The following is a 21,253-nucleotide window of genomic DNA, read 5'->3' as shown; positions in this document are numbered from 1 at the left end:
AGGACATTCGTGATTCTGGGCATGCCACCCGTGCGGGCGCCGCGGCGCCCTCCCTCCTCCGGTTCTCACCGCAGCCAAGGGTTCGCCCTGACCACCGGCTGGTCGTTCCACCAGCGCGCCAGGCTCCAGATGGCACTTGAGGCAGTGGCTGCGAGAGCGATCAGCACCAGGGCGTACACGACGTGGTAGTCGATGATCGGGTTGGTCGACATCGTCGCCTCGCCGGACGAGGTGTGCTGCGCCGGCGGCCATTCGGCTGCCCACATCAGCACCATCATCACCGCACCGCTCGCTGCGGCGATCCGCAGGCCGATGCCGAGGACGAGCGCCACGCCGACCGTGAAGAGGCCTGCCATGAAGAGCAGGTCGGCCCACCAGGTGCCGGCGATGTCGTGGAACACCGACTCGAACGGCCCGACGTCGACCCGGCTCAGGAATCCCTTCGTGGGCGAGCCACCCGAGAACCACGCGTTCTTCGGCTGGGTCGCGTAGCCGAGACCGAAGGCCTTGTCGACGAACGCCCACAGGAACAACAACCCGGTCGCGATGCGCAGCACCGCGAGGGCCACCGCACCCGTTTCGGTTCGGGTACGAGCAGGAGCGTGAACAGCGGACATCATTACCTCCCACGAAGTTCTTCTGCAGTGAGTCTTCTCGCGGACACCGCTCGCGTACGCGGTCCTAGGTCCCGACCCGGCCGGGACGTCACGACCTGCCGCGGCGGTACCAGCGCCACAGCTCGTCCGCGCCCCACACGATCACGGGGAAGGTGACGAGCAGTGCGAGGTGCTCCACCGGTGGCACAGCGGTGCCGAAGACGTGTTGCAGAGCGGGGACGGTCACCACAGCGGCCGCGAACACGACCTCGAACAGGACTCCCCACCACAACAACCGGTTGCTGAAGACGCCGATCGAACGCAGCGACGCGTACTGCGTGCGAGACGCGAAAGCCGTGCCGAGCTGGCAGGCGACGATGCCGAGGAACGACATGGTCGTCGCCTGCACCCACACGTGATGCAGGGGAGTGCCGTCGCCGACCGGGTCGCCGAGGTGCCAGCCGCCTGCCAGCAACGTCCAGAAGAACCCGCCGAGCACCAGCAACGCCGACACTCCGCCCAACAATCCCCAGGCGCGCCAGAGCATCTGGCGGTTGATGACGCCGTCGGCGCGGTGTCGCGGTGGCCGGCTCATGATGCCCGGTTCGGCGGGTTCGCGACCGAGGGCCAGCGCGGGCAGGGTTTCCGTGCCGAGGTCGATCGCCAGAATCTGCAACACCGTGAGCGGCAACGGGATCGCACCGCCTGACAGCGCGAACAGCAGGAACGGGATCACCTCGGGGGTTGCGTGGGCGAAGATGTAGAGGATGAACTTGCGGACGTTGTCGTAGACCTGCCTGCCCGCCTCGACCGCCGTGACGATGGTCGCGAAGTTGTCGTCGGTGAGCACCATCGTGGAGGCCTCACGGGCCACGTCGGTGCCGGAACGTCCCATGGCGACGCCGATGTCCGCGCGCCGCAGCGCGGGTGCGTCGTTCACGCCGTCGCCGGTCATCGCCACGACGTTTCCCTGCGCGCGCAAGGCATCGGCTACACGCAGCTTCACCTCGGGGGAGCTGCGCGCGAAGATCAGCTCCTCGTCACCGCGCAGCAGTTCGTCCAGCTCGGCCTCGGTCATGTCGTCCAGCTCGGCACCGGTGACGACCGTCGTTTCGTCGCGTGCGATGCCGACCTGGCGGGCGATCTCCTTCGCCGTGAGACCGTGGTCGCCGGTGACCACGATGAGCCGGATGCCCGCGGTGTGGCAGCGCGCCACGGCATCGGCGACCTCCGGCCGTGGCGGGTCGAACATCGCCACCAGACCGAGCAGTTCCAGATCGTGCTCGGCATCCTCGCGGCGTTCGGGAATCGCGTCGCACCGACGTCGCGCCACCGCGAGCACACGGAGGCCACGGTGGGCGTACTCGGAGATCACGCGCTCGACCTCGGCGGTGTCGAAGCGAGCACACCGCGCCAGCATCTCCTCCGGCGCGCCTTTGACGTTGACCACCAGGCCATCGTCGTTGCGGTCCACAGTGGACATCATCCGGAGCGTCGGGTCGAAGTGGAACTGGCGCACCCGGTGCTCGGCGCGGTGCTCGGGAGAAACCTCGGTGCCCATCTCCGCCGCGGCCTGGAGCAGAGCGAGCTCGGTCGGGTCGCCGCTGCCCGCCTCCAGATCGGCGTTGTTGCACGCGGAAACCGCGACCGCCAGTGCGCTGCGATCACCACCAGGCGTCCAGATGTCGGTGACCGTCATGCGGTTCTGCGTCAACGTGCCGGTCTTGTCGGTGCAGATCACCGTGGTCGAACCGAGGGTCTCCACCGCGGAGAGCCGCTTCACCACCGCACCGCGGCGTGCGAGACCGCGTACCCCGACGGCCAGCGCGAGCGTGATGATGGGCAGCAAGCCCTCGGGCACGTTCGCGACGAGCAACCCGATCGCGAAGTTGAACGCGTCGGGCAACGGCAACCCGGCGCCGAACACCCCGAGCGGCAGAAAGGCGATTCCCGCACCGACCGCCACCGCGGCGATCAGCCACGCCACCCGCTTCACCTGACGCTCCAGCGGGCTCTCGTCCCGCCCGACCCGCTGCGACAGCGCCGCGATCCGGCCCAGCTCGGTGCGCATGCCCGTCGCGAAGACGACCGCCTTCGCCTCACCGCCGGTGCAACTGGTGCCGCTGAACACCAGGTCACACGCATCGAGCAGTGGCCCTGCGACATCTGTGAGCTCGGCGGAACGGTAGGCAGGCAGCGACTCGCCGTTCAGAGTCGAGAGATCGACCTCGACACCACCATCGATCAACCGCGCGTCCGCCGAGACCCGGTCACCTTCCTCGATGATCAGCACGTCACCCGGCACGAGATCGCGAGCGGGAACCGAGAGCCGCACACCATCGCGCACGACCGCGGCCGTCGCCGGCAGATACGCGGCCAACGCCTCGACGGCCTTCTCGGCTTGCTGCTCCTGCACGAACGCCAAGGCGGCGTTGAGGACGATGACCGCGATGATCGCGATACCGAGCACCGTCGTACCCGCGAGGACGGCGAGCCCGGCCGCGAGCCACAGCAGCAGGGCGAGCGGGTGGGTGAACTGCCGCAGCAGCTGCTTGGGCCAGTCGCGCTGTTTGCGCCGGGTGAGCTCGTTGGGGCCGTGCGCGACCAGTCGCCGGGCTGCCTCGCGCTCGGACAAGCCGGTCCGCTTCGTTCGCAGGTCCCGGAACAGTCGGTCCAGTGGTTCCCGCGGATCGCTGTCGGGCTCGGTCGCAGTCGAGGTCGTGGTCGTGGTCGCCATGACCTTGAGCATCACCAGCGCGTAGCAGCATCCCCAGGGACCTACGGGCAAGTCAGGTGAGCAATAGGTCTGCGTTCACCGCCACGACGTCGGTCCCGACGTGGTCACCGCGTGAACCTCTCGATCACCTGCGCGACTTGAAGGAACGAGCGGCCACGAAGATGGCGGCCACAGCGACGGCCCCCGCCGTGGCGATCAGCCGGTTCACGTCGACCGCAGGAACCCACCGCACGTCGTTGCCGTTGATCACGAACGCCCCTGTCGGCTTCGCGGAGATCCCGAACCCGCCGCCCTCGCCCTCCTGGCCCTTCTCATCCCGGCCCGAGCCTCCTCCGGTGCCGCCGGAGACGGACGCGGCGGCGATGACAGTGATCCCGTTGCGCTCATACGGCTCGGCGTAGACCTTCTTCGCCTCCACGGAGTTCCTGACGCTGGCGATCAGTTCCTCGATCTTCATCATCACTCCCGGTTCGTCGGTCGTCAGTCCCCAGCATCCGATGAACGGTCCCGGCTGGGCAGGGCCCTTCGGCTCCGCGTGGACGTGCCGCCGGCCCGTCTTCCGGCCTCCGCCAGGTACCTGGCTTCGAACCATGACAGCAGCCATCTCCCTGGCCGGTGTGCGGAAGTCGTACGGCCGGACGTGCCGTTGTGGCCCAACCTGGGCGATCGTGCAGGCCCAGCGGTCGATGTCGTTCCAGTCCCGGAAGTCGCCTGCCAAGGAACCCTGCGCCATCTTCCTGGCGAGGAAGCCGACGGCGGTCTGCGGCGTGAGCCTGACTCCGCAGGTGAAAGGTTCCTCTGCATCGATGCGCGCGGCGATCCAACGCACCCCGCGGATTCACGGATGCGGAACCGGCCGGTCGCCTCGATGACGGTGTCGACACCGAGCTCGTTGATGGCGACTCAGGTTGTCATGAGGACTCCTCCGAATTGGAGGACGCCGAAGGGGCGGCGACGCGGTTCGGTTCGATCGTGACAATCTGCGCCGCACGCCGCCGCCGTTCTCCAGCGTCCTCAATGGTTTCTCCGCGCAACAGGGCCTTCCGCCTCCCCACGGCGGTGCATTCTGGTTCTGGCGCTAACGGGCTTGCCGCAACAACAACCGCCGTTCGGCCGATCCGATCGCCGCCCTGGCGGCGGGAACCGCGTCCGGGTTGACCGAGATCGAGGTGATGCCGAACTCCACGAGCTTCTCGGCGAACTCCGGTTTGTTGGACGGTGCCTGCCCGCACAGCGACGAGGTGATGCCGGCGTCCCGGGCGGCGCCGACGATGCGGCCGATCATGTCGAGCACGGCGGGGTCGGACTCGTCGAACAGGTCCGCGCACAGCTCGGAGTCGCGGTCGACGCCGAGCATCAGCTGGGTGAGGTCGTTGCTGCCGATGGACACCCCGTCGATGCCGGACCGCGCGTACTCGGGAATCCAGTACGCCACCGAGGGAACTTCGGCCATGACCCACCGGTGCAGGCCGCGGTGGTGGCCGAGCGGGCTGCGGTCGATCTGGTCCAGGCAGGCTTCGAGCTCCCACTTGGTGCGGACGAACGGGATCATCAGGTGCAGGTTCGGCGTCTGGTCCCGCACTCGTGCGAGGGCTTCGAGTTCCAGCCCGAACAGCATCGGGTCGTCGACGTACCGGTAGCAGCCGCGGTAGCCGATCATCGGGTTGTGCTCGGGCTTCTCGAACTCCTCGCCGCCCTTGAGCTCGCGGAACTCGTTGGTGCGGAAGTCCATCGTCCGGTAGACGACCGGTCGCGGCGCGAACGCGTGCGTGATCTGCAACAGCGACGACGTCATGGCGTTGACGAAGTCGTCAGGACCGCGCTGTGCGAGGAACCGCCGCGGGTGCTCAGCACCGAGAGCTTCGGTGAGCATGAACTCCGCCCGCAACAGCCCCACGCCGTCCACCGGCATCGCGGCCACCTCGGCGGCGTGCTCCGGCAGCGCGAGGTTGACGTACACACGCGTACCGAGGGCTTCGGTGGCCTGCACCGCCGGCGCGACGATGCGTGGTGCCGTGGTGATGGGAGCAGAGCCCGCGCGCACCTCTCCAGCGCTGCCGTCGACGGTGACCAGCTGGCCCTCCTTCAGCATCGAGGTGGCCGAACCGGTACCGACCACGCACGGCACGCGCAGCTCGCGGGCCACGATGGCGGCGTGACAGGTGATGCCGCCGCCGTCAGTGACGACCGCGGACGCACGGCGCATCGTCGGCACCCAGTCCGGGTTGGTCATCTCCGCGACCAGCACCTCGCCGTCGCGCAACCGGTTCCCTTCGTCGGGAGAGCTCAGCACGCGGACCCGGCCCGAGGCGATTCCCGGTGAGGCGGCCAGACCGGCGACCAGCGGACCTGACGACGGCGAGACCTCCTCCGGCAGCGTCGTGATCGGCCGGGACTGCACGAGCCACGTCTTGCCGTCGGCGATCGCCCACTCGGTGTCCTGCGGCTCGCCGTAGTGCCGTTGCACGCGCTGGCCCAGCTGGCCGATCGCGACGGCTTCAGCCTCGGTCAGCACCTGTGCGTGCGACTCCTCGGCGTTGAGGTCGACGCGTTCGTCGTTGCCGTTCGCGCCACGCACGATCTTGTGCGTCTTGCGGCCGACCCTGGTGTCCACAAGAGACACCGTGTCACCGTTGCGGCGCAGGACGTACGTGTCCGGTTCGACCGAGCCGCTGACCACGACCTCGCCGAGTCCGAACGAGGCCTCGACGAGCATCTTGTCGCGGTCACCGGTCGAGGGGTCCGCGGTGAACATGACCCCGGAGCGTTCGGAGTTCACCATCTTCTGCACCACGACGGCGATCGCGGGCTCGTCGGTGATGCCCTGTTCTGCGCGGTAGGCGATCGAACGGGTGCCGAACAACGACGCCCAGCAGTCCAGCAGCCGCTCCAGCACGCCGTGCGCGCCTCGGGTGTTCGTGAACGTGCTGTTCATCCCGGCGAACGACGAGCCGGCGGTGTCCTCGGAAGTGGCCGACGACCGGACCGCGACGGACTCGTCCTGGCCGAGGCCTCGACAGGCCTCCAGCACAGCGTGCCGGACATCGTCGGAGACTCCTGCTTTGCGCACCAGATCCCGCATCCGCTCAGCGCTCTCTTCCAGCCGCTGAGGTGAGGTGCCGCGATCGAGTGCGATGACGAGTTCGGCGGCGAGGTCGTCGCGGACCTGGCTCATGGACGTCAGGAACGCCTCGGCGGTCACCACGAAACCGGGCGGCACCGGCAGTCCAGCCTGCGCGAGTTCGCCGAGGTTGGCGCCTTTGCCGCCGGCGATCGAGGTGTCGTTCTTGCCGAGCGTGGTGAAGTCGCGGATGTAGGTGGTCACTTCCGCTCCTGGTCGCGGAGGAGGTCGATGACGGGGCGGCGGGGCGTGGCGGGCAGCAGGTCGGCGTTGAATCCGGCCCAGCCGACGCGGATCACGAGTTGCGGGCAGGTGGAGCCGCCGAGGACTTCGTCGCGCACGAGGTCTCTCGTCTCGACGACCTCGAGCGGCTGGCTCAGCGGGCAGGTCGCGAGACCAGCGGCGGTCGCCTCCAGCAGCACCGCACTGGTCGCTTCGCCGGCGCGCAGACGGGACAGGTCGTCGTCGGACGACGTGCTCAGCACGAGCAGCGTTCCCGCGTCCTCGCCGAGCACGCTGGGGCCGCCTTGCAGCAGCGATCCCGGCGCGAACTCACGCATCCGGAGGTTGCCGTACTGGTGCGACCCCGCGGGGATGTTCGTGGCCGGCACACCAGCCGACGCGCCGGGATAGACCCCGCTCCACTGCCGGATCTCCGCCTGGTACGCGGCGTTGGCTTCCTGGATGTCAGCGGCCCTGGCGATCGCGATCAACAGCTCGTCGCGCGCTTTTCCGGTCACGACCTGGGCGTCCACGCCCTCGGCACGAGCGAACACCACGAGCTGATCGAGCAGCTCCTCCGGTGCGGGCCAGGAGGAGAAGGCACGGCGATCGCTGCGCCTTCGGGGGATAGCGGCCGCGAGCGCCACGTGGGACTCTCTCGGCTCCAGCGGTTCGAACTCGATCGCGGCCAGGTGATCGCGCAGAGCGGGGTTGGGCAGCCGGTGGATCCTCGCTCGCCAGCCGAGTGCCGCGAGCCCGATCCGCAGGTGGTGCAACGCGGCTCCGCAGCTGACGACCAGGTCGGCGCCCAGAGGGTCGGTCGCGGGCAGAGCGCGGGTGCGATCGGCGTACAGGTGCAGGCTGTGCTCACCGAGTTCCCAGCGCCAGGGCTGGGAGTTGTGCACCGAGGGTGCGCGTCCGGCGAGTGCTACCGCCGCTCGCACCGTTGTCTCGTCGGGCTGACCGCGGTCCATCCCGCTCACCTCCGTCGTCGAAGTCCTGTCTTGAAGCTCGCAGCACGAACGGCCGGCGGTGAGGGGCCTACGTCCCGGCCTGGCCGGGACCCGAGGCACTCAGCGCGGCATCAACGCGCGCAGGGCCTTTCGGTCCTCCTGCCACAGGTCGGAACGCCCGGCTCAACCCACGCCCTTGGCAGGTGGGCGGCGGCTGGCGCGCCGAGAAGGCTTGAGGCGGACAGGAACCGAAGATCGCCGGAGGGTGTCATGCGTGAACCGACAGTCGCCTCGCTGATGACCCGTGAGGTGATCACCGCGGACGTCGAGCGCTCGTTCAAGGAACTCGTGCAACTGCTGGAAGACAACAAGATCAGCGCCGTGCCCGTGCTCGACGGCGGCTGTCCTGTCGGCGTCGTGTCGGAAGCCGACCTGATGCCCAAGGAGGAGTTCCGCGGCGGCACCGAGGACGCACCCGGCCTGTTCGCGGGCCGCGCGACGAAGCACCGCTGGGAGCAGGCGAGCGGCGTGACCGCCCGCGACGTGATGACGTCACCGGTGAAGAGCATCTCGCCGGACCTCGGGGCCAGCGCGGCCGCCCGCGAACTCGCCGCCGCCGGCGTGCGCAGGCTCTTCGTCATCGACTCCGACGGCGCTCTCGTCGGCGTGCTGTCCCGCCGAGACCTGCTGAAGCTCTTCGTGCGTGAGGACGACGAGCTGCGCACGACGATCCGCGACGAGATCTTCGGCCGGATGCTGTGGGTCGACCCGAACATCATCGACGTCAAGGTGACCGACGGGGTGGTCGAACTGCAGGGCGAGTTGGAGCGCCAGAGCGAGGTCGACATCGCCGAGCACCTCGTGCGCGTCCTGCCGGGCGTGGTCGACGTGCACAACGAGCTGCGTTGCGGCTGGAACGACACCACGCACACCCGCCAGACCGAGATCTTCGGCTGAGGAGCGTCATGAGGACTCGAGACGTGATGACCTCGCCGAAGTGGCCGGCCTGATGCTGAAGCACAACGTGCGCAGCGTTCCGGTCGTCCACGAGGGCCACCTGGCGGGCATCGTGACCCGCCGGGACATGCTCCGCTCGATCACCCGCGCGGACTGGGCCGTCGAGGCCGAGATCCACCACCGGCTCGGCATCGCCGGCGACGCACAACGGTGGCAGGTAGCGGTCAACGGCGGCAAGGTGTCCATTGTGGACAGGGGAGACGACGCCACCGAACGTCACGTGGCCGAGGTGCTGATCCGCGCGGTCGCGGGCGTGACCGACGTCGAGTTCACCACCGAACCTGTGCCCGCAGGGAGCTGAGGATGGTGAGGAAGCGGTGGAGCGATCTCACTCCGGTGCAGCGCAGGACTTTCAGTTGGCTGGGTGTCGTGCAGGTGACGCTCGCGGCGGCGGCGTGGGCGGACCTGTCGATGCGGCCCAGGGAGTTCGTACGTGGTCGCAAGTTGTGGTGGGCGCTTGCGATCGCAGTGAACTTCATCGGGCCTCTGTCCTACTTCCGCTGGGGAAGGAGGTCGTAGGGAAGGACACAGCGGAAAGGCGCCGGGCTCTCCCTCCCAGCGCCTTTCCGCTGTGTCAGGCCGGTCCCCACTGGGCCGAGGACTTAGGTCCTGCGAGCGACGAGACCTCAGGTGGTGGGGGATCAGTTCGCCGAAGCGCAGGCTGCTCACAGCGAGACGGTCCACATCGGAGTGAGGAGTTCGTCGTGACCACAGACGTAGCCGGACCGGAGATCGTAACGCGGCCTGGTCCGGGAAGTGAGCAACCACCGCCGTCCAGATTCGGTCTGCCCACCGCGACCGCGCTGGTGGTCGGATCGGTGATCGGTACCGGCGTGTTCGGCCTGCCGACCGCGCTCGCGGCGTTCGGCCCGGTCAGTCTCGTGGCGTTCGTCCTCGTGTCGATCGGTGCCCTGGCGCTCGCGCTGACGTTCGGCGCGCTCTCGAAGCGCATCAGCGGTTCCGGTGGCCCGTACGTGTACGCCAGGGAGGCTTTCGGCGAGTTCGCGGGATTCCTCAACGCCTGGTGTTACTGGATCACGGCGTGGGCGGGCAACGCGGCGATCGTGGTGGCGCTGGTCGGCTACGTCGAGGTGTTCGTCAACACCGAGCACCAGGTCGGCTGGTCCATCGTGATCGCGTTGGCGGGCCTGTGGATTCCGGCTCTGGTCAACCTGTCCGGCCTGCGGAGCATGGCCGTCACACAGATCGTCTTCACGGTGCTGAAGATCGTGCCGCTGCTGTTCATGGCCACCGTCGGACTGGTCTTCGTGAAGTCGGCGAACTTCGGTCCGTTCAACGCCAGTGGCACCTCGATCGGTGGTGCTGTCTCGGCTGCGGCGGCAATCGCGTTGTTCAGCTTCATCGGCATCGAGACCGCCTCGGTCGCCGCCGGCCGCGTCCGCGACCCCGAACGCAACGTCGGCCGCGCCACCGTGTTCGGCACGATCGGCTGCGCGGTCATCTACGTCCTCGGCACCCTCACTGTATTCGGCACCGTGCCGAACGAGACGCTCCGCGGGACCTCGGCGCCCTTCACCGACGCCGCCAACGCCATCTTCGGCGGCCAGTGGGCCGGCCAGGCCGTGGCGATCGCCGCCGTGGTGTCCGGCATCGGCTGCCTCGTGGGCTGGACCCTGATCATCGGTGAAATGCCGATGGCCGCCGCGAAGGACAAGCTGTTCCCGAAGGCGTTCCTGCGCACCCGCCGCGACATCCCGACCTTCGGCATCATCAGCTCCACCGTGCTCGCCTCGCTGCTGGTGGTCGTCAGCTACACCAACTTCGAGCAGGTCTTCACCACTCTTGTGCTGTTGTCGGTGTTCACCGCCGTGGTGCCGTACCTGTTCAGCGCCGCCGCGCAGCTGTTCTGGTTGCTGGTCCGCGGCCGCAAGGCCGAGTGGCCGCACCTCGTGCGCGACTGCACCGTATCGGTCCTGGCTCTCGCCTTCACGTTCTGGGCGCTGGCCGGTAGCGGCTACCAGGCCGTCTACTACGGCGTCGTGTGCCTCCTGCTGGGCGTTCCGCTCTACATCTGGCTCAAGGTCGGCCGCCGCGAGTACGGCGAGGTGGCGTCATGACCCTCGGCGTCGGCTCGGAGGTCGGCACGCTCCGTCAGGTGATCGTGCACCGCCCAGGCCTGGAGCTGAGCCGGCTCACCCCGCGCAACTGCGACGAGCTGCTGTTCGACGACGTGCTCTGGGCCTCGAAGGCCCAGGAGGAACACGACACCTTCGCCGCGAAACTGCGTCAGCGCGGCATCACCGTGCACCACACCGGCACCCTGCTCGCCGAAACCCTGGCGTTGCCGGAAGCCCGCGCGTTCGTGCTGGACCGGGTCTGCACCCCGGAGCGGCTCGGGCCCACCCTGGCCGGGCCGGTGCGCGAGTTCGCGGAGAAGGTCGACGCCCCGACACTCGCTGAGCTCCTGGTCGGCGGCATGACCCGCGCCGACCTGTCTCCACTCGGCGTGCCGAGCCTGCGCTGGAACAGCCTCGGCGTGGACGACTTCGTCCTGCCGCCGCTGCCGAACACGCTCTTCCCGCGCGACAGCTCGGCGTGGATCTACGGCGGCGTCACGATCAACCCGATGGCGAAAGCCCCTCGCCGCCGCGAATCCCTGCACTGTCAGGCGATCTACCGCTTCCACCCCCTGTTCGCCGACGCGATGTTCCCGATCTACTACGGCGCTGACGATGCCGACCACCAGCCCGCGACGCTGGAAGGCGGCGACATCCTCGTTCTCGGGCGTGGCACCGTGCTGATCGGGATGGGGGAGCGGACCACCCCGATGGGCGTGGAAATCCTGGCGCGCGAACTGTTCCGCACCGGCCAGGCCGCCTCTGTTCTGGCAGTGCAGTTACCCCGCTCGCACGCGCTCATGCACCTCGACACGGTCATGACCATGCTCGACCTGAACACGTTCATCCGCTATCCCGGTCTCGATCCCGAGACGCTCAGGACGTGGGTGATCACCCCCGCCGACGCGGAAGAGGTCGTCGAACGCGGCTCGGCCGGCCTGCGCGTGCAGGAGCGAACGTCGGTGTTCGCGACGATCGCCGACCTGCTCGGAGTCGACCAGCTTCGCGTGCTGTGCGCGGACGAGGACGCCCGCGCCGCCGAACGCGAACAGTGGGACGACGCCAACAACTTCCTCGCGCTCGCACCCGGCGTCGTCGTCGGCTACGAGCGCAACACCGTCACCAACACCATGCTCGCCGACCACGGCATCGAGGTCATCTCCATCCCCGGCAACGAACTCGGCCGCGGCCGGGGCGGTGCTCGCTGCATGACCTGCCCGATCCAGCGCGACGGAATCTGAAAGGACCACGCCGATGCGCCACCCCGGCTCATTGCTCAAGGAACTCGACCTCACCAAGGAGAAGTTCCTCGACCTCGTCTCCCAAGCCCGCGGACTGAAGCGCGCCAAGGCATCCCACACCGAGCACCCGCGGTTGAAGGGCAAGAACATCGCCCTGGTCTTCGAGAAGAGCTCGACCCGCACCCGCTGCGCCTTCGAAGTCGCCGCCCACGACCAGGGCGCCCACGTCACCTACCTCGACCCGACCGGCTCCCACATGGGCCGCGAGGAGTCCATTCCGGACACCGCGAAGGTCCTCGGCCGCATGTTCGACGCGATCGAGTTCCGCGGCTTCGCCCAGGACACCGTCGAGACGCTGGCCGAGCACGCCGGCGTGCCCGTGTGGAACGGCCTGACCGACTCCTGGCACCCGACTCAGATGCTCGCCGACATCCTGACCATGACCGAGAACTTCACCGGCCCGATCGAGGACATCAAGTTCGCCTTCATCGGCGACGGCCACAACAACGTCGCCCGCTCGCTGCTCATCACGGGCGCCCTGCTCGGCATGGACGTCCGTGTCGCCGCCCCGACCGAGTTGCAGCCACCGGCCGACGTGATCGCCAAGGCCCACGAACTGGCCGTGGAAAGCGGCGCCCGCGTGCTCGTCACCGACGACCCCGAACAGGCCGTCGCCAGCGCCGACTTCATCTACACGGACGTGTGGGTCAGCATGGGCGACTCACCCGAGGCCTGGGACACCCGCGTGCCCCTGCTGACGCCCTACCGCGTCACCGCCGAGCTCATGAAGGCCACCGGCAACCCCGACACGAAGTTCCTGCACTGCCTGCCGTCCATCCACGACCGCACCACGACCGTCGGCCGCCGAGTCCACGACCAGTACGGCCTCGACGGCGCCGAGGTCACCGACGAGGTCTTCTCGTCGGCCGCTTCGGTCGTCTTCGACCAGGCCGAGAACCGACTGCACACCATCAAGGCGGTCATCGTCGCCGGACTGGCCTCCTGATGCGCATCGTCGTCGCACTCGGAGGCAACGCCCTGCTCATGCACGGCGAACGCGCGGACGCCTCCGTCCAGCTCCACCACGTCGAAGCAGCGGCGCGAGCCCTCGCGCCGCTCGCCGCCGAACACGAACTCGTCGTGTGTCACGGAAACGGCCCCCAGATCGGCCTGCTAGCACTGGAAAGCGAAGCAGACCCGTCGCTCACCCGCCCGTACCCGCTCGACACCCTCGGCGCCGAAACCCAGGGCATGATCGGCTACTGGCTCGCCCAGTCCCTGCGCAACGCGGGCGTCCGCAAGCCGATCCTCGCCGTCGTCACCCAGACCGTCGTCGACGCGGCCGACCCGGCGTTCGCCGCGCCGACGAAGTTCATCGGCCCGATCTACGACCGCGACCAAGCTGATCGGCTGGCCGCGCAGAACGGCTGGACCATGGCCGCGGACGGCCCGTACTGGCGCCGCGTCGTCCCTTCACCCGAGCCGCTCCGCCTCGTGGAACAGGAGTCCATCGAGCAGCTCGTGAGCGGCGGGACCATCGTGGTCTGCGCCGGCGGGGGAGGAGCCCCAGTCATCGACAACGGGCAGCTGCACGGTGTCGAGGCGGTCGTGGACAAGGACCTCACCTCGGCCGAGCTCGCGATCGCGCTCAAAGCTGACCGCCTGCTCCTGCTCACCGACGTGTCCGCCGTGATGACCGACTTCGGCACGCCCGAGGCCGAGCCGTTGCGGCGACTGGACTTGGCAGAACTGGAGGAGCTGACGTTCCCCGCAGGCTCGATGGGACCGAAGATCGAAGCATGCGGCCGGTTCGTGGAGGCAACAGGGTCGGTGGCGGCGATCGGTGCGCTCACGGACGCTGAGGCGATCTTGCAGGGATTGGCCGGGACCACCGTCCACCCCTGAGTCCTGTTGCGATCGTTGGGAATCCCAGGTGAATGGCAAGGGATATTCGAAAGTTGGCAGCGACGCGAGTTGAATCTGTCGATTGCTTCATAGGCTTGATCGGTGCGTGCCACCGTCCTGTTGCGAACCGGTGGTGGAGTTCGGCACCCCGGTGGGCTGTCGTCGGGCTGGTCGGTACTCATCGCGTGAGGGGTGAAGATTTCATCTCGGCTGGAATAGATGGCGCTTGAGGACAAGCGCCGCCATGTTCCACGGCTTCGTCGCCGAACTGCTCGGCGTGATCGACGATGATCCCGAACTGACCGCCGCACTGCGCAAGCTGTTGGAGGCCAAGGCTGCAGCCGTCCGTGCGGCCCGATGGGCAGCGCCAATGGCCGCCTCGTCACGCGACTCGCGTCGGTGAAAGTCATTGGCGTATCCGACCAGCCTTACGCCGGAATCCTGTGGGCGCAACACGGCCCGCTTCTCGTGTTGCGCAACGCAGAGCTTCTCCAACCTGGTGCCGCGCCTCAACCGATGGACGGCGAGGTCGTGGTGGAACGCCACACAGTTCACTTCATCCCGTTCATGATGCGGCGAAGAAGCGGTTCGCTGAGGCGGAAGCCGAGTTGACGAGGTTCCAGAACGCGATCATGGCCGGCGTGGACCCTGCGACGCTGGTCGAGGTGATCAACGAGGCTCCGGTCAGTCGACCTTCGCGCCGTAGACGTGGTGCACGGCGATGGTGATGAGCACCCGGCGTTCGTTCACCATCGCGGCGCGGTACTCGTCCCAGTCCGGGTGCTCGCCGGCGGCGGCGCGGTAGTACTCGACCAGCGCCTCCACCTCGGGGCCGTGCGGGTCGGTGCCGGGGCCGGTCAGCGTGGCGGTGCCTTCCGCGGTGGCCCACTCCCAGCCGCTCGCGCTGGTGACCTCCAGGGCGGCGCGGGGATCACGGCGCAGGTTCGCCACCTTGGCCACGCCCGCGCTCGTCGACACGTTGATCACATTGCGTTCCTGGTCGAAGTGCGGCATTACCGGGGACAGTTGCGGGAGGCCGTCGGACTTGATGGTGGCCAGCACGCCGAGTTGGCTCTTCGCGAGGAGCGCACGGGGGTTGAACTGTGCGGAGGTCATGGCAGGATCATGAACCTTCATATCGATATGAAGGTCAAGGGGGAGGACGCGTGCTGATCGGTGAGTTGAGTCGCCGCACTGGTGTGGCGGCGCATCTGTTGCGTTATTACGAGTCGCAGGGACTGCTCGAACCGGAACGCGGGAGCAGCGGCTATCGCGAGTACGCGCAAGAAGCTGTTCTCGCGGTCGTGCAGATCAGGAAGTTGTTGGACGCGGGCCTGTCCACGCAGGAAATCAGGTATCTGCTGCCGTGTGCGACCGGTGCCGGTCCCGAGCTGGAGCCGTGCGCGGAACTTCTGGATGTGCTAAGAGCGCGGCTCGAGGAAATGGATCGGCGCATCGAGACATTGACGCGGTCGCGCGATGCATTGCGCACATACGTGTCGGATACAGAACGTTCAGCGGAACAGGCACCCTGCGTGACGGTCGACATCTGATGCGAGATGAATCACACTGCGTTATCAAGCGAGGAAAGCGTCGCCTTTTGATGGTCCGATCGGGTGATGGCTGCTGGTCGGTTCGGTGATTGCGCAGTCACATTGCTCCTGCTGCGGTGAACCGGTTTCGCAAAGTCCTTGTCCACACCTGTCGTTGTTCGTGTATCACTAACACGGACGCGTCCGGGGGTCTGAGGGGTTCTGGCCGGGCGCGGTGATGCTTTGGGGGCACAGGAAGTGCGTTTTCGAGTACTGGGGCCGTTGGAGGTCGTCGACGACGACCAGGTGATCGCGCTGGGAGGCAGCAGGCAGCGAGCCACCTTGGGCTTTTTGTTGTTGCACGCCAACAGGGTGGTGGCGAGCAGCGAACTGATCGGAGCGTTGTGGCCGGGCGGCAAGGCACCGGCCTCGGCGCGCAAGGTCCTGCAGAACTCGGTCTGGCGGTTGCGCGGCGCGTTGTGCCTGAACGAGGACGCGACCGGCTCGGTCGCACTGGAGAGCCGGGCACCCGGGTACCTGCTGCGCGTCGACCCGGGCCAGACGGACCTGCACACGTTCCAGCGGCTGGTGTGCGAGGGCAGGGCGGAGCTCGCGGCGGGGTCGGTGCAGGCGGCGACCCGGTCGCTGGCCGACGCGCTGGCGTTGTGGCGCGGACCCGCGCTCGCCGACCTGGTGGAGACCGGGATCGACTGGCCGGCGCTGATGTCGCTGCAGAACGCGCGGCTGGACGCGTTGGAGGACTACTTCGACGCGAAGCTCGCGTGCGGTGACCACCACCAGTTGCTCGCCGAGCTGGAACGGGCCGTGGTGGCCGAGCCGCTGCGGGAACGGCTGCGCGGCCAGTGGATGCTCGCGCTGTACCGGTGCGGCCGGCAGACCGACGCGCTGGACGCCTACCACAGCCTGCGCACCACGCTGGTGGACAAGCTCGGCCTCGAACCCGGGCACGCGCTGCAGGCGTTGCAGCAGGCGATCCTCGGCCACGACCCGGCGCTGGTGCCGGCCGACATGCGCAGGCAGATCGAGCTGCGCACGATCGGTGCCCCGGTGTTGACGGTGGTACCCGATCCGGAACCGGAGCTCGAACTGGAGTCGGAGCCGTTCGAGGCGCCGGAGCCCGCGCCGAAGCTCGCGGTCGCACCGCCGATGCGCACGATGGTGGTGGAGCGCAAGGACGTCAGCGTGCTGATCGTGCGCACCGCGGTCAACCTGGAGACCGACCCGCAGCGCATCGACGAGATCGTCGAGACCACGGCCACGATCATCAACGACGAGGTCGAGTGCCTCGGTGGCACCGTCGCCGCGTCGATCGGGTCGATCTGGCTCGCGATCTTCGGGCTCGCCGGGCACAGCGCGGACGAGGCCGAGCACGCGGTGCAGGCCGCGTTGCACATCCGCGACCGGCTGAGCGTGCTCGCGGGGGCGCCGGAGAACGGCGAAGGCAGGGGAGTGGCGGTGCATGTCGCCGTCACCACCGGTGAGGCGTTGGTGCGGCACCAGCCCGGCGGGGTGCCATCAGTCAGCGGCGCGCTCGTCGACGAGTGCCACAGCCTGCTGTCGCTCACCTCCGCCGGCGATGTCCGGGTGTGCGAGACCACCAGCAAGGCCACCGAGTTCGCGATCACCTACCACCGCGGCGACACCTTGAACGGCTGGCTGGCCGGCGGGTTCCGGCAGGAGTACACGGCGCTGCACGCCGTGCCGGTGATCGACCGCGAGTACGACCTGGAGGTGCTGCGCGGATTGTTGCAGCGCACCCGGTACCTCGCCACGCCGCACCTGGTGACGGTGCTCGGCGAGCCGGGCATCGGCAAGACCCGGTTCATCCTGGAGTTCCAGCGCCGGGTCGCCGCGAGCCCGGAGGCGGTGCGGGTGCTGGTCGGCCGGATCCAGCCGTTCACCGGCAAGGCTCCACTCGCGGTGCTGGGCGGGTTGCTCGCCTCCTACTGCGGGGTGCTGCAGCCGGCGGCCCCCGAGACCGCGGTCGCGAAGCTGACCGCGACGGTGCAGCGGCTCGTGGGTTCCGGTGCGGAGGGCCGGCGGCTGCTGCAGTGCCTGACCCCGCTCGTCGAGACCGGTGAGGCCGGGCGGGTGTCGGTGCCGGACGTGCTGGCCGCGTGGCAGAGCCTGCTCGGCCGGATCGTGGAGACCGGGCCGGTGGTCGTCGTGTTCGAGGACCTGCACTGCGCGGACGACGCGCTCGTCGAGTTCGTCGAGAACCTGGCGACGTCGGTGGGTGCCGGGCCGTTGCTGGTGATCGCGACCGCGCGGCCGGAACTGCTGAAGCGGCACCGGGAATGGGGTGGCGGCACCCCGCACGGGCTCGCGCTGACGCTGGGCCCGATCTCCGATGCCGCGATCGACCGGTTGCTGGAGTTCTTGGTGTCCACTTCGGACAGTGGCGTTGCCGACTCCGGGGAGCTGCTCGGCGCGTTGCTGGCCGACATCGGGGCGGAACCCGACGTCCGGCGCAGTCAGCTGCGCCGGATCCTCGCGTCCGGCTCGGCGGCGCTGCGGGACGACCGGTGCAACGGCGAGGTGTGCACGATGCCGGTGGCCCGGTGAGGTCGTGAGTGGTTTCCGCGGTCATGGCAACGGAAACCACTCACGACCGGTCAGGCAGTGACCCGGACCGGTAGGTGGCGGGGGCAGATCAGCTGGCGGGGGTTCTCGAACTCCAGCTCCGTCGTGTGGTCGACGGACAGTGCGGAGTAGCGGTCGAACAGCACGTTCAGCGCGATCTTCGCCTCCAGCCTGGCCAGCGGCGCACCCAGGCAGAAGTGGACGCCCTGCCCGAACACCAGGTGCCCGCGGGTGTCGCGGCGGATGTCGAACCGGTCGGGGTCGGCGAAGCGCGACGCGTCCCGGTTCGCCGCGGCGATCCACGGCGTCACCAGCTCACCCGCGGGCACGGCCTGGCCGCCGATCTCGGTGTCCACGGTGGTGATCCGGGCGAGCCGCGGGAACGGCGGCCGCAACCGCATGATCTCCTCGATCGCGCCGGGCAGCAGCGACCGGTCCGCGCGCACCTCGGCCAGCGCCTCCGGGTGCCGGTCGAACAGCAGGACGGCGTTGCAGATCGCGGCCATCGTCGTGGCGTGGCCGGCGAACATGGTGAGCCCGGTGATGCCGACGATCTCACCGCCTTCCAGCGGCTTGCCGTCGACCTCGGCGTTCGCGAGGACGCTCAGCACGTCGTCGGTCGGTTCGCGGCGCCGGCGCTCGGCCTGCTCCAGCAGGTACTCGTTCAGCTCGCGCACGGCGGGCCCGACCTCGTTCGCCAGCAGGTCCGGCGGCACGGTCGCCGCGTCGATGGCGCCGAGCGCGTCACCCCACACGCGGAACTGCGGCTCGTCCTCGACCGGCAGGCCGAGCATCTCCAGGATGACCGTGATCGGCAACGCGTAGGCGAGCGAGTCGACCAGGTCGAACGTGTCCTGGCCCTTCACCTGGTCGAGCAGCGTGTTCGTGATCCGGTCGATCCGGTCGGAGAGACCCGCGACGGCCCGCGGCGTGAACGCGGTGTTGATCAGCGACCGCAGCTTGCGGTGCCGAGGCAGGTCGGTGGTGACCAGGTTGCCCATGTCGAAGAAGTCGAGGTCGGGTTGCGGCGGGTTGAACAGTCTCGCTGTCTCCGAGGAGAACGTCTTCGTGTCGGCGAGGATGCGGGCGATGTCGGAGTAGCCGAAAACATTCCAGCCCTGCTCGTCCCGGTGCACCGGTTCGGTGTCGAGCATGGTGCGGAACCAGCTGAACATCTCTTCCGCCGGATCCTCGGCCAGCGTGGTGGAAATCAGGCTCATGGCGCCGAGAGTAGACAACGCCGGAAGCCTCCGAACGGTTATTTCTGCGGCGGTGAGAGAACTGAATCCCGGCGGCGCCGAAAATGCGCCGCCGGGATTTGCCGGAGACCGGGCGAAGACCACCCGGTTACCGATTTCAGATCAGAGACCCCACACCGACCGGTACATCTTCCGGTCCACCGCGGGCAGCCCGGCCGTGGCGAGCGCCGGACCGTTCAGCGTCGGCGAGCCCGCCACCTTCAGGCCGGACTCGATGGCGCCGTCCATGTACCCGCTCCAGCCGTCCGCGATGTCGCCACCGCAGAACTTGATCTTGCCGAACGGCTGCTGGATCTTCCGGTGCAGCCTGGTGAGCTGGTACGGCTGGCGGAACACGCCGACACCGCGGGAGTACTCCTCGGTGTGCCAGTTCGTCGCGGTGTAGGCGCCGACCTTCGCGCCGGGCAGGACCTCCCGGACCGCGGCCTCCACCTGTGGCCGGCTGCTCGGGTCGAACGTGTCCTTGACGCTGAACGCCACCACGAGCTGGCCCTCGTTCAGCCGGCCGAAGATGCACAGCGCCACACCCTCTGGCGCTTCGGCGATGAACCGGTCGGCGGGCTCCGTCAGGTCGATCCACAGCTTCTTCTCGTGCGGTACGCCGAACGTCTGCGTCGACGCCGTCGTGTACGCCTCGGGCAGCGGCGTCGGACCGAACTTGATGTGCCGCCACACGTTGACCGGCACCGCCATGATCACCTCGGCGGCCTGGTACTCGCGGCCCGCCTTGGTGGTGACCTTGACCCTGGCGCTCTCCTGCACGACCGACGCCACCGGCGAGTTCAGCCGCAGCACCGGGCTGTTGTCCGCGAGGATCGCCGCGACCAGCGACCCCGTGCCGGTGCCCGGCCGGAACGTGTTGACGCCGTGGAACTTCTCGAACGTGCCACCGGCGAGCTGCCACCACTGGTCGAGGTGCGTCAGGGCGCCGCGCTTGCTCGACCCGCCGAACAGCGACGTGGTGCTGGTCAGCCGGATCTCGTCCGCCGGCGGGAGCCGCATCTGGTCGAGCCGGTCGCGCAGGGAGATCCCGTCGTAGCGGATGACCCCGTGCTCGTTGTGGAACGGCTCGTACGGCCTCGGGAAGATGGTCGCCGCGGCGTCGAAGAACGGCGTGAAGAGCTCGGCCTGCCGCTGGTAGGCGACGGCCGGGTCGTACTCGGCGAACCCGCCGATCGTCGGCAGCACGACCCGCTCCGGACCGACGTCGGCGATGATCGGAATCTTGTACCGCTGCAGCTCGCGCCACACGTGCGGCTGGCTCGGGTCGACCCAGGTGCCACCGCGTTCGATCTGCTGACCGAGGAACGTGTCGGTCCAGGTCCGGCCGCCGATGCGGTCGCGCGCCTCGAGGAGCAGGACGCGCTGGCCCTTCTTGCGCAGCTCCCGCGCCGCGGTGACGCCGGCGAGACCGGCGCCGACGACGATCGTGTCGAACACCCCGTCGTCGCTCTTCTCTTCCCCCGCGTACGCAGGGGTGCCGAGCAGCGCGCGACCCGCGGTCCCGGCGAGGACGAGTCCGCCGGCCGCTCTCAACAGGCTCCTGCGGGACAGCCCGTGGTCGGCCCCCATGCCACTGTTCACAGCATTTTCCTCACTCTGTCGAAAGAATGCCACCGAAAGGTGGGATGCGTCGATCGCACCTGGACGCGTTGCCAGATGTGTGCGATAGTTTCTGTAGCCGATCCGATACGGACCGTGAATGCCGCTTTTCGCGGTGCGGCAGTTGTCCGCAAACATAGACGAACCTTCGCTGAAGCGCGCCCGTCTATTTCGTACGTTATCTGACCGTTATCTGCGTGCCGAAGTGCCGTGAACAGGCAAAAGCCTCTAGGGATGCAGCACTGCGCTGCATCCCTAGAGGCTTTCTTTATTCAGTTGTCAGCCCTGTGGGGGGTCAGGGCTTGCGGAACACCTCGATCAGCGAGGAGTAGCTGTTCTCCACGTGCCCGGCCTCGACGGCGCGGTCGACGAAGGTCTTGTAGAAC

General features: G+C 68.4%; 17 protein-coding genes and 1 pseudogene. 10 read left to right on the top strand and 8 right to left on the bottom strand.

Going from position 1 to position 21,253, the window contains the following annotated elements; all coding sequences use genetic code 11:
• Positions 1 to 65: 65 nt before the first annotated feature.
• The 5 genes from ABZX92_RS37940 to ABZX92_RS37920 form a co-directional block, all read right to left on the bottom strand.
• Complete coding sequence (locus ABZX92_RS37940) at positions 66 to 617, bottom strand: DoxX family membrane protein (protein ID WP_355570295.1); 552 nt, start codon at positions 615 to 617, stop codon at positions 66 to 68.
• Between the two features lie 88 nt (positions 618 to 705).
• The gene (locus ABZX92_RS37935) at positions 706 to 3,333 is read right to left on the bottom strand and encodes a cation-transporting P-type ATPase (RefSeq protein WP_355570294.1); all 2,628 of its coding nucleotides are present in this window, start codon (positions 3,331 to 3,333) and stop codon (positions 706 to 708) included.
• 124 nt (positions 3,334 to 3,457) lie between these two features.
• The gene (locus tag ABZX92_RS37930) at positions 3,458 to 4,162 is read right to left on the bottom strand and encodes a spore germination protein GerW family protein (RefSeq protein WP_355570293.1); all 705 of its coding nucleotides are present in this window, start codon (positions 4,160 to 4,162) and stop codon (positions 3,458 to 3,460) included.
• A 249-nt stretch (positions 4,163 to 4,411) separates the two neighbouring features.
• A complete protein-coding gene (gene ppsA / locus ABZX92_RS37925; RefSeq protein ID WP_355570292.1) occupies positions 4,412 to 6,658 on the bottom strand; it encodes a phosphoenolpyruvate synthase in 2,247 nt (748 codons plus the stop codon).
• Positions 6,655 to 7,650, bottom strand: coding sequence for a nitroreductase family protein (locus ABZX92_RS37920; RefSeq protein ID WP_355570291.1), 996 nt, complete (start codon positions 7,648 to 7,650; stop codon positions 6,655 to 6,657). Before ABZX92_RS37920 ends, ppsA begins: the two co-directional genes overlap by 4 nt.
• 249 nt (positions 7,651 to 7,899) lie before the next feature.
• Between ABZX92_RS37920 and ABZX92_RS37915 the strand changes: the two genes are divergently transcribed.
• The 8 genes and pseudogenes from ABZX92_RS37915 to ABZX92_RS37880 all read left to right on the top strand — a co-directional run bounded on the left by ABZX92_RS37915 (position 7,900) and on the right by ABZX92_RS37880 (position 14,273).
• Positions 7,900 to 8,586: a CBS domain-containing protein gene (locus tag ABZX92_RS37915; RefSeq protein ID WP_355570290.1), complete on the top strand. Its 687-nt coding sequence runs from the start codon at positions 7,900 to 7,902 to the stop codon at positions 8,584 to 8,586.
• Positions 8,587 to 8,623: 37 nt separating this feature from the next.
• Positions 8,624 to 8,947 (top strand): annotated as a pseudogene (locus ABZX92_RS37910) (CBS domain-containing protein); the annotation flags it as partial.
• Between the two features lie 2 nt (positions 8,948 to 8,949).
• Complete coding sequence (locus ABZX92_RS37905; RefSeq protein ID WP_355570289.1) at positions 8,950 to 9,165, top strand: PLDc N-terminal domain-containing protein; 216 nt, start codon at positions 8,950 to 8,952, stop codon at positions 9,163 to 9,165.
• A 185-nt stretch (positions 9,166 to 9,350) separates the two neighbouring features.
• Positions 9,351 to 10,724, top strand: a complete 1,374-nt coding sequence (locus tag ABZX92_RS37900) for an amino acid permease (RefSeq protein ID WP_355570288.1) — start codon at positions 9,351 to 9,353, stop codon at positions 10,722 to 10,724.
• A complete protein-coding gene (locus tag ABZX92_RS37895; RefSeq protein ID WP_355570287.1) occupies positions 10,721 to 11,965 on the top strand; it encodes an arginine deiminase in 1,245 nt (414 codons plus the stop codon). Before ABZX92_RS37900 ends, ABZX92_RS37895 begins: the two co-directional genes overlap by 4 nt.
• 13 nt (positions 11,966 to 11,978) lie before the next feature.
• Positions 11,979 to 12,971: an ornithine carbamoyltransferase gene (argF, locus tag ABZX92_RS37890; RefSeq protein WP_355570286.1), complete on the top strand. Its 993-nt coding sequence runs from the start codon at positions 11,979 to 11,981 to the stop codon at positions 12,969 to 12,971.
• Positions 12,971 to 13,870, top strand: a complete 900-nt coding sequence (arcC, locus tag ABZX92_RS37885) for a carbamate kinase (protein ID WP_355570285.1) — start codon at positions 12,971 to 12,973, stop codon at positions 13,868 to 13,870. Before argF ends, arcC begins: the two co-directional genes overlap by 1 nt.
• Before the next feature lie 244 nt (positions 13,871 to 14,114).
• A complete protein-coding gene (locus ABZX92_RS37880) occupies positions 14,115 to 14,273 on the top strand; it encodes a hypothetical protein (RefSeq protein ID WP_355570284.1) in 159 nt (52 codons plus the stop codon).
• 281 nt (positions 14,274 to 14,554) lie between these two features.
• Here the strand turns inward: ABZX92_RS37880 and ABZX92_RS37875 are convergent, their stop codons facing one another.
• Positions 14,555 to 14,986 carry a PPOX class F420-dependent oxidoreductase gene (locus ABZX92_RS37875; RefSeq protein WP_355570283.1) on the bottom strand — a complete coding sequence of 144 codons (432 nt, stop codon included), beginning with the start codon at positions 14,984 to 14,986 and terminating at the stop codon, positions 14,555 to 14,557.
• A gap of 50 nt (positions 14,987 to 15,036) precedes the next feature.
• Between ABZX92_RS37875 and ABZX92_RS37870 the strand changes: the two genes are divergently transcribed.
• Both ABZX92_RS37870 and ABZX92_RS37865 read left to right on the top strand, forming a co-directional pair.
• Complete coding sequence (locus ABZX92_RS37870; RefSeq protein WP_355570282.1) at positions 15,037 to 15,423, top strand: MerR family transcriptional regulator; 387 nt, start codon at positions 15,037 to 15,039, stop codon at positions 15,421 to 15,423.
• Between the two features lie 237 nt (positions 15,424 to 15,660).
• A complete protein-coding gene (locus tag ABZX92_RS37865) occupies positions 15,661 to 17,988 on the top strand; it encodes a BTAD domain-containing putative transcriptional regulator (protein ID WP_355570281.1) in 2,328 nt (775 codons plus the stop codon).
• A gap of 50 nt (positions 17,989 to 18,038) precedes the next feature.
• Here ABZX92_RS37865 and ABZX92_RS37860 read toward each other — a convergent pair whose 3' ends face one another.
• Positions 18,039 to 19,226, bottom strand: coding sequence for a cytochrome P450 (locus ABZX92_RS37860; RefSeq protein WP_355570280.1), 1,188 nt, complete (start codon positions 19,224 to 19,226; stop codon positions 18,039 to 18,041).
• Between the two features lie 141 nt (positions 19,227 to 19,367).
• A complete protein-coding gene (locus tag ABZX92_RS37855) occupies positions 19,368 to 20,837 on the bottom strand; it encodes an NAD(P)/FAD-dependent oxidoreductase (RefSeq protein WP_355570279.1) in 1,470 nt (489 codons plus the stop codon).
• Positions 20,838 to 21,253: the final 416 nt, after the last annotated feature.

This window comes from Lentzea sp. NPDC006480, from assembly GCF_040611995.1.
GTDB lineage: Bacteria > Actinomycetota > Actinomycetes > Mycobacteriales > Pseudonocardiaceae > Lentzea.
The sequence above is the reverse complement of the archived record's forward strand: the minus strand, read 5'-3'. Positions and strand labels throughout refer to the sequence as shown.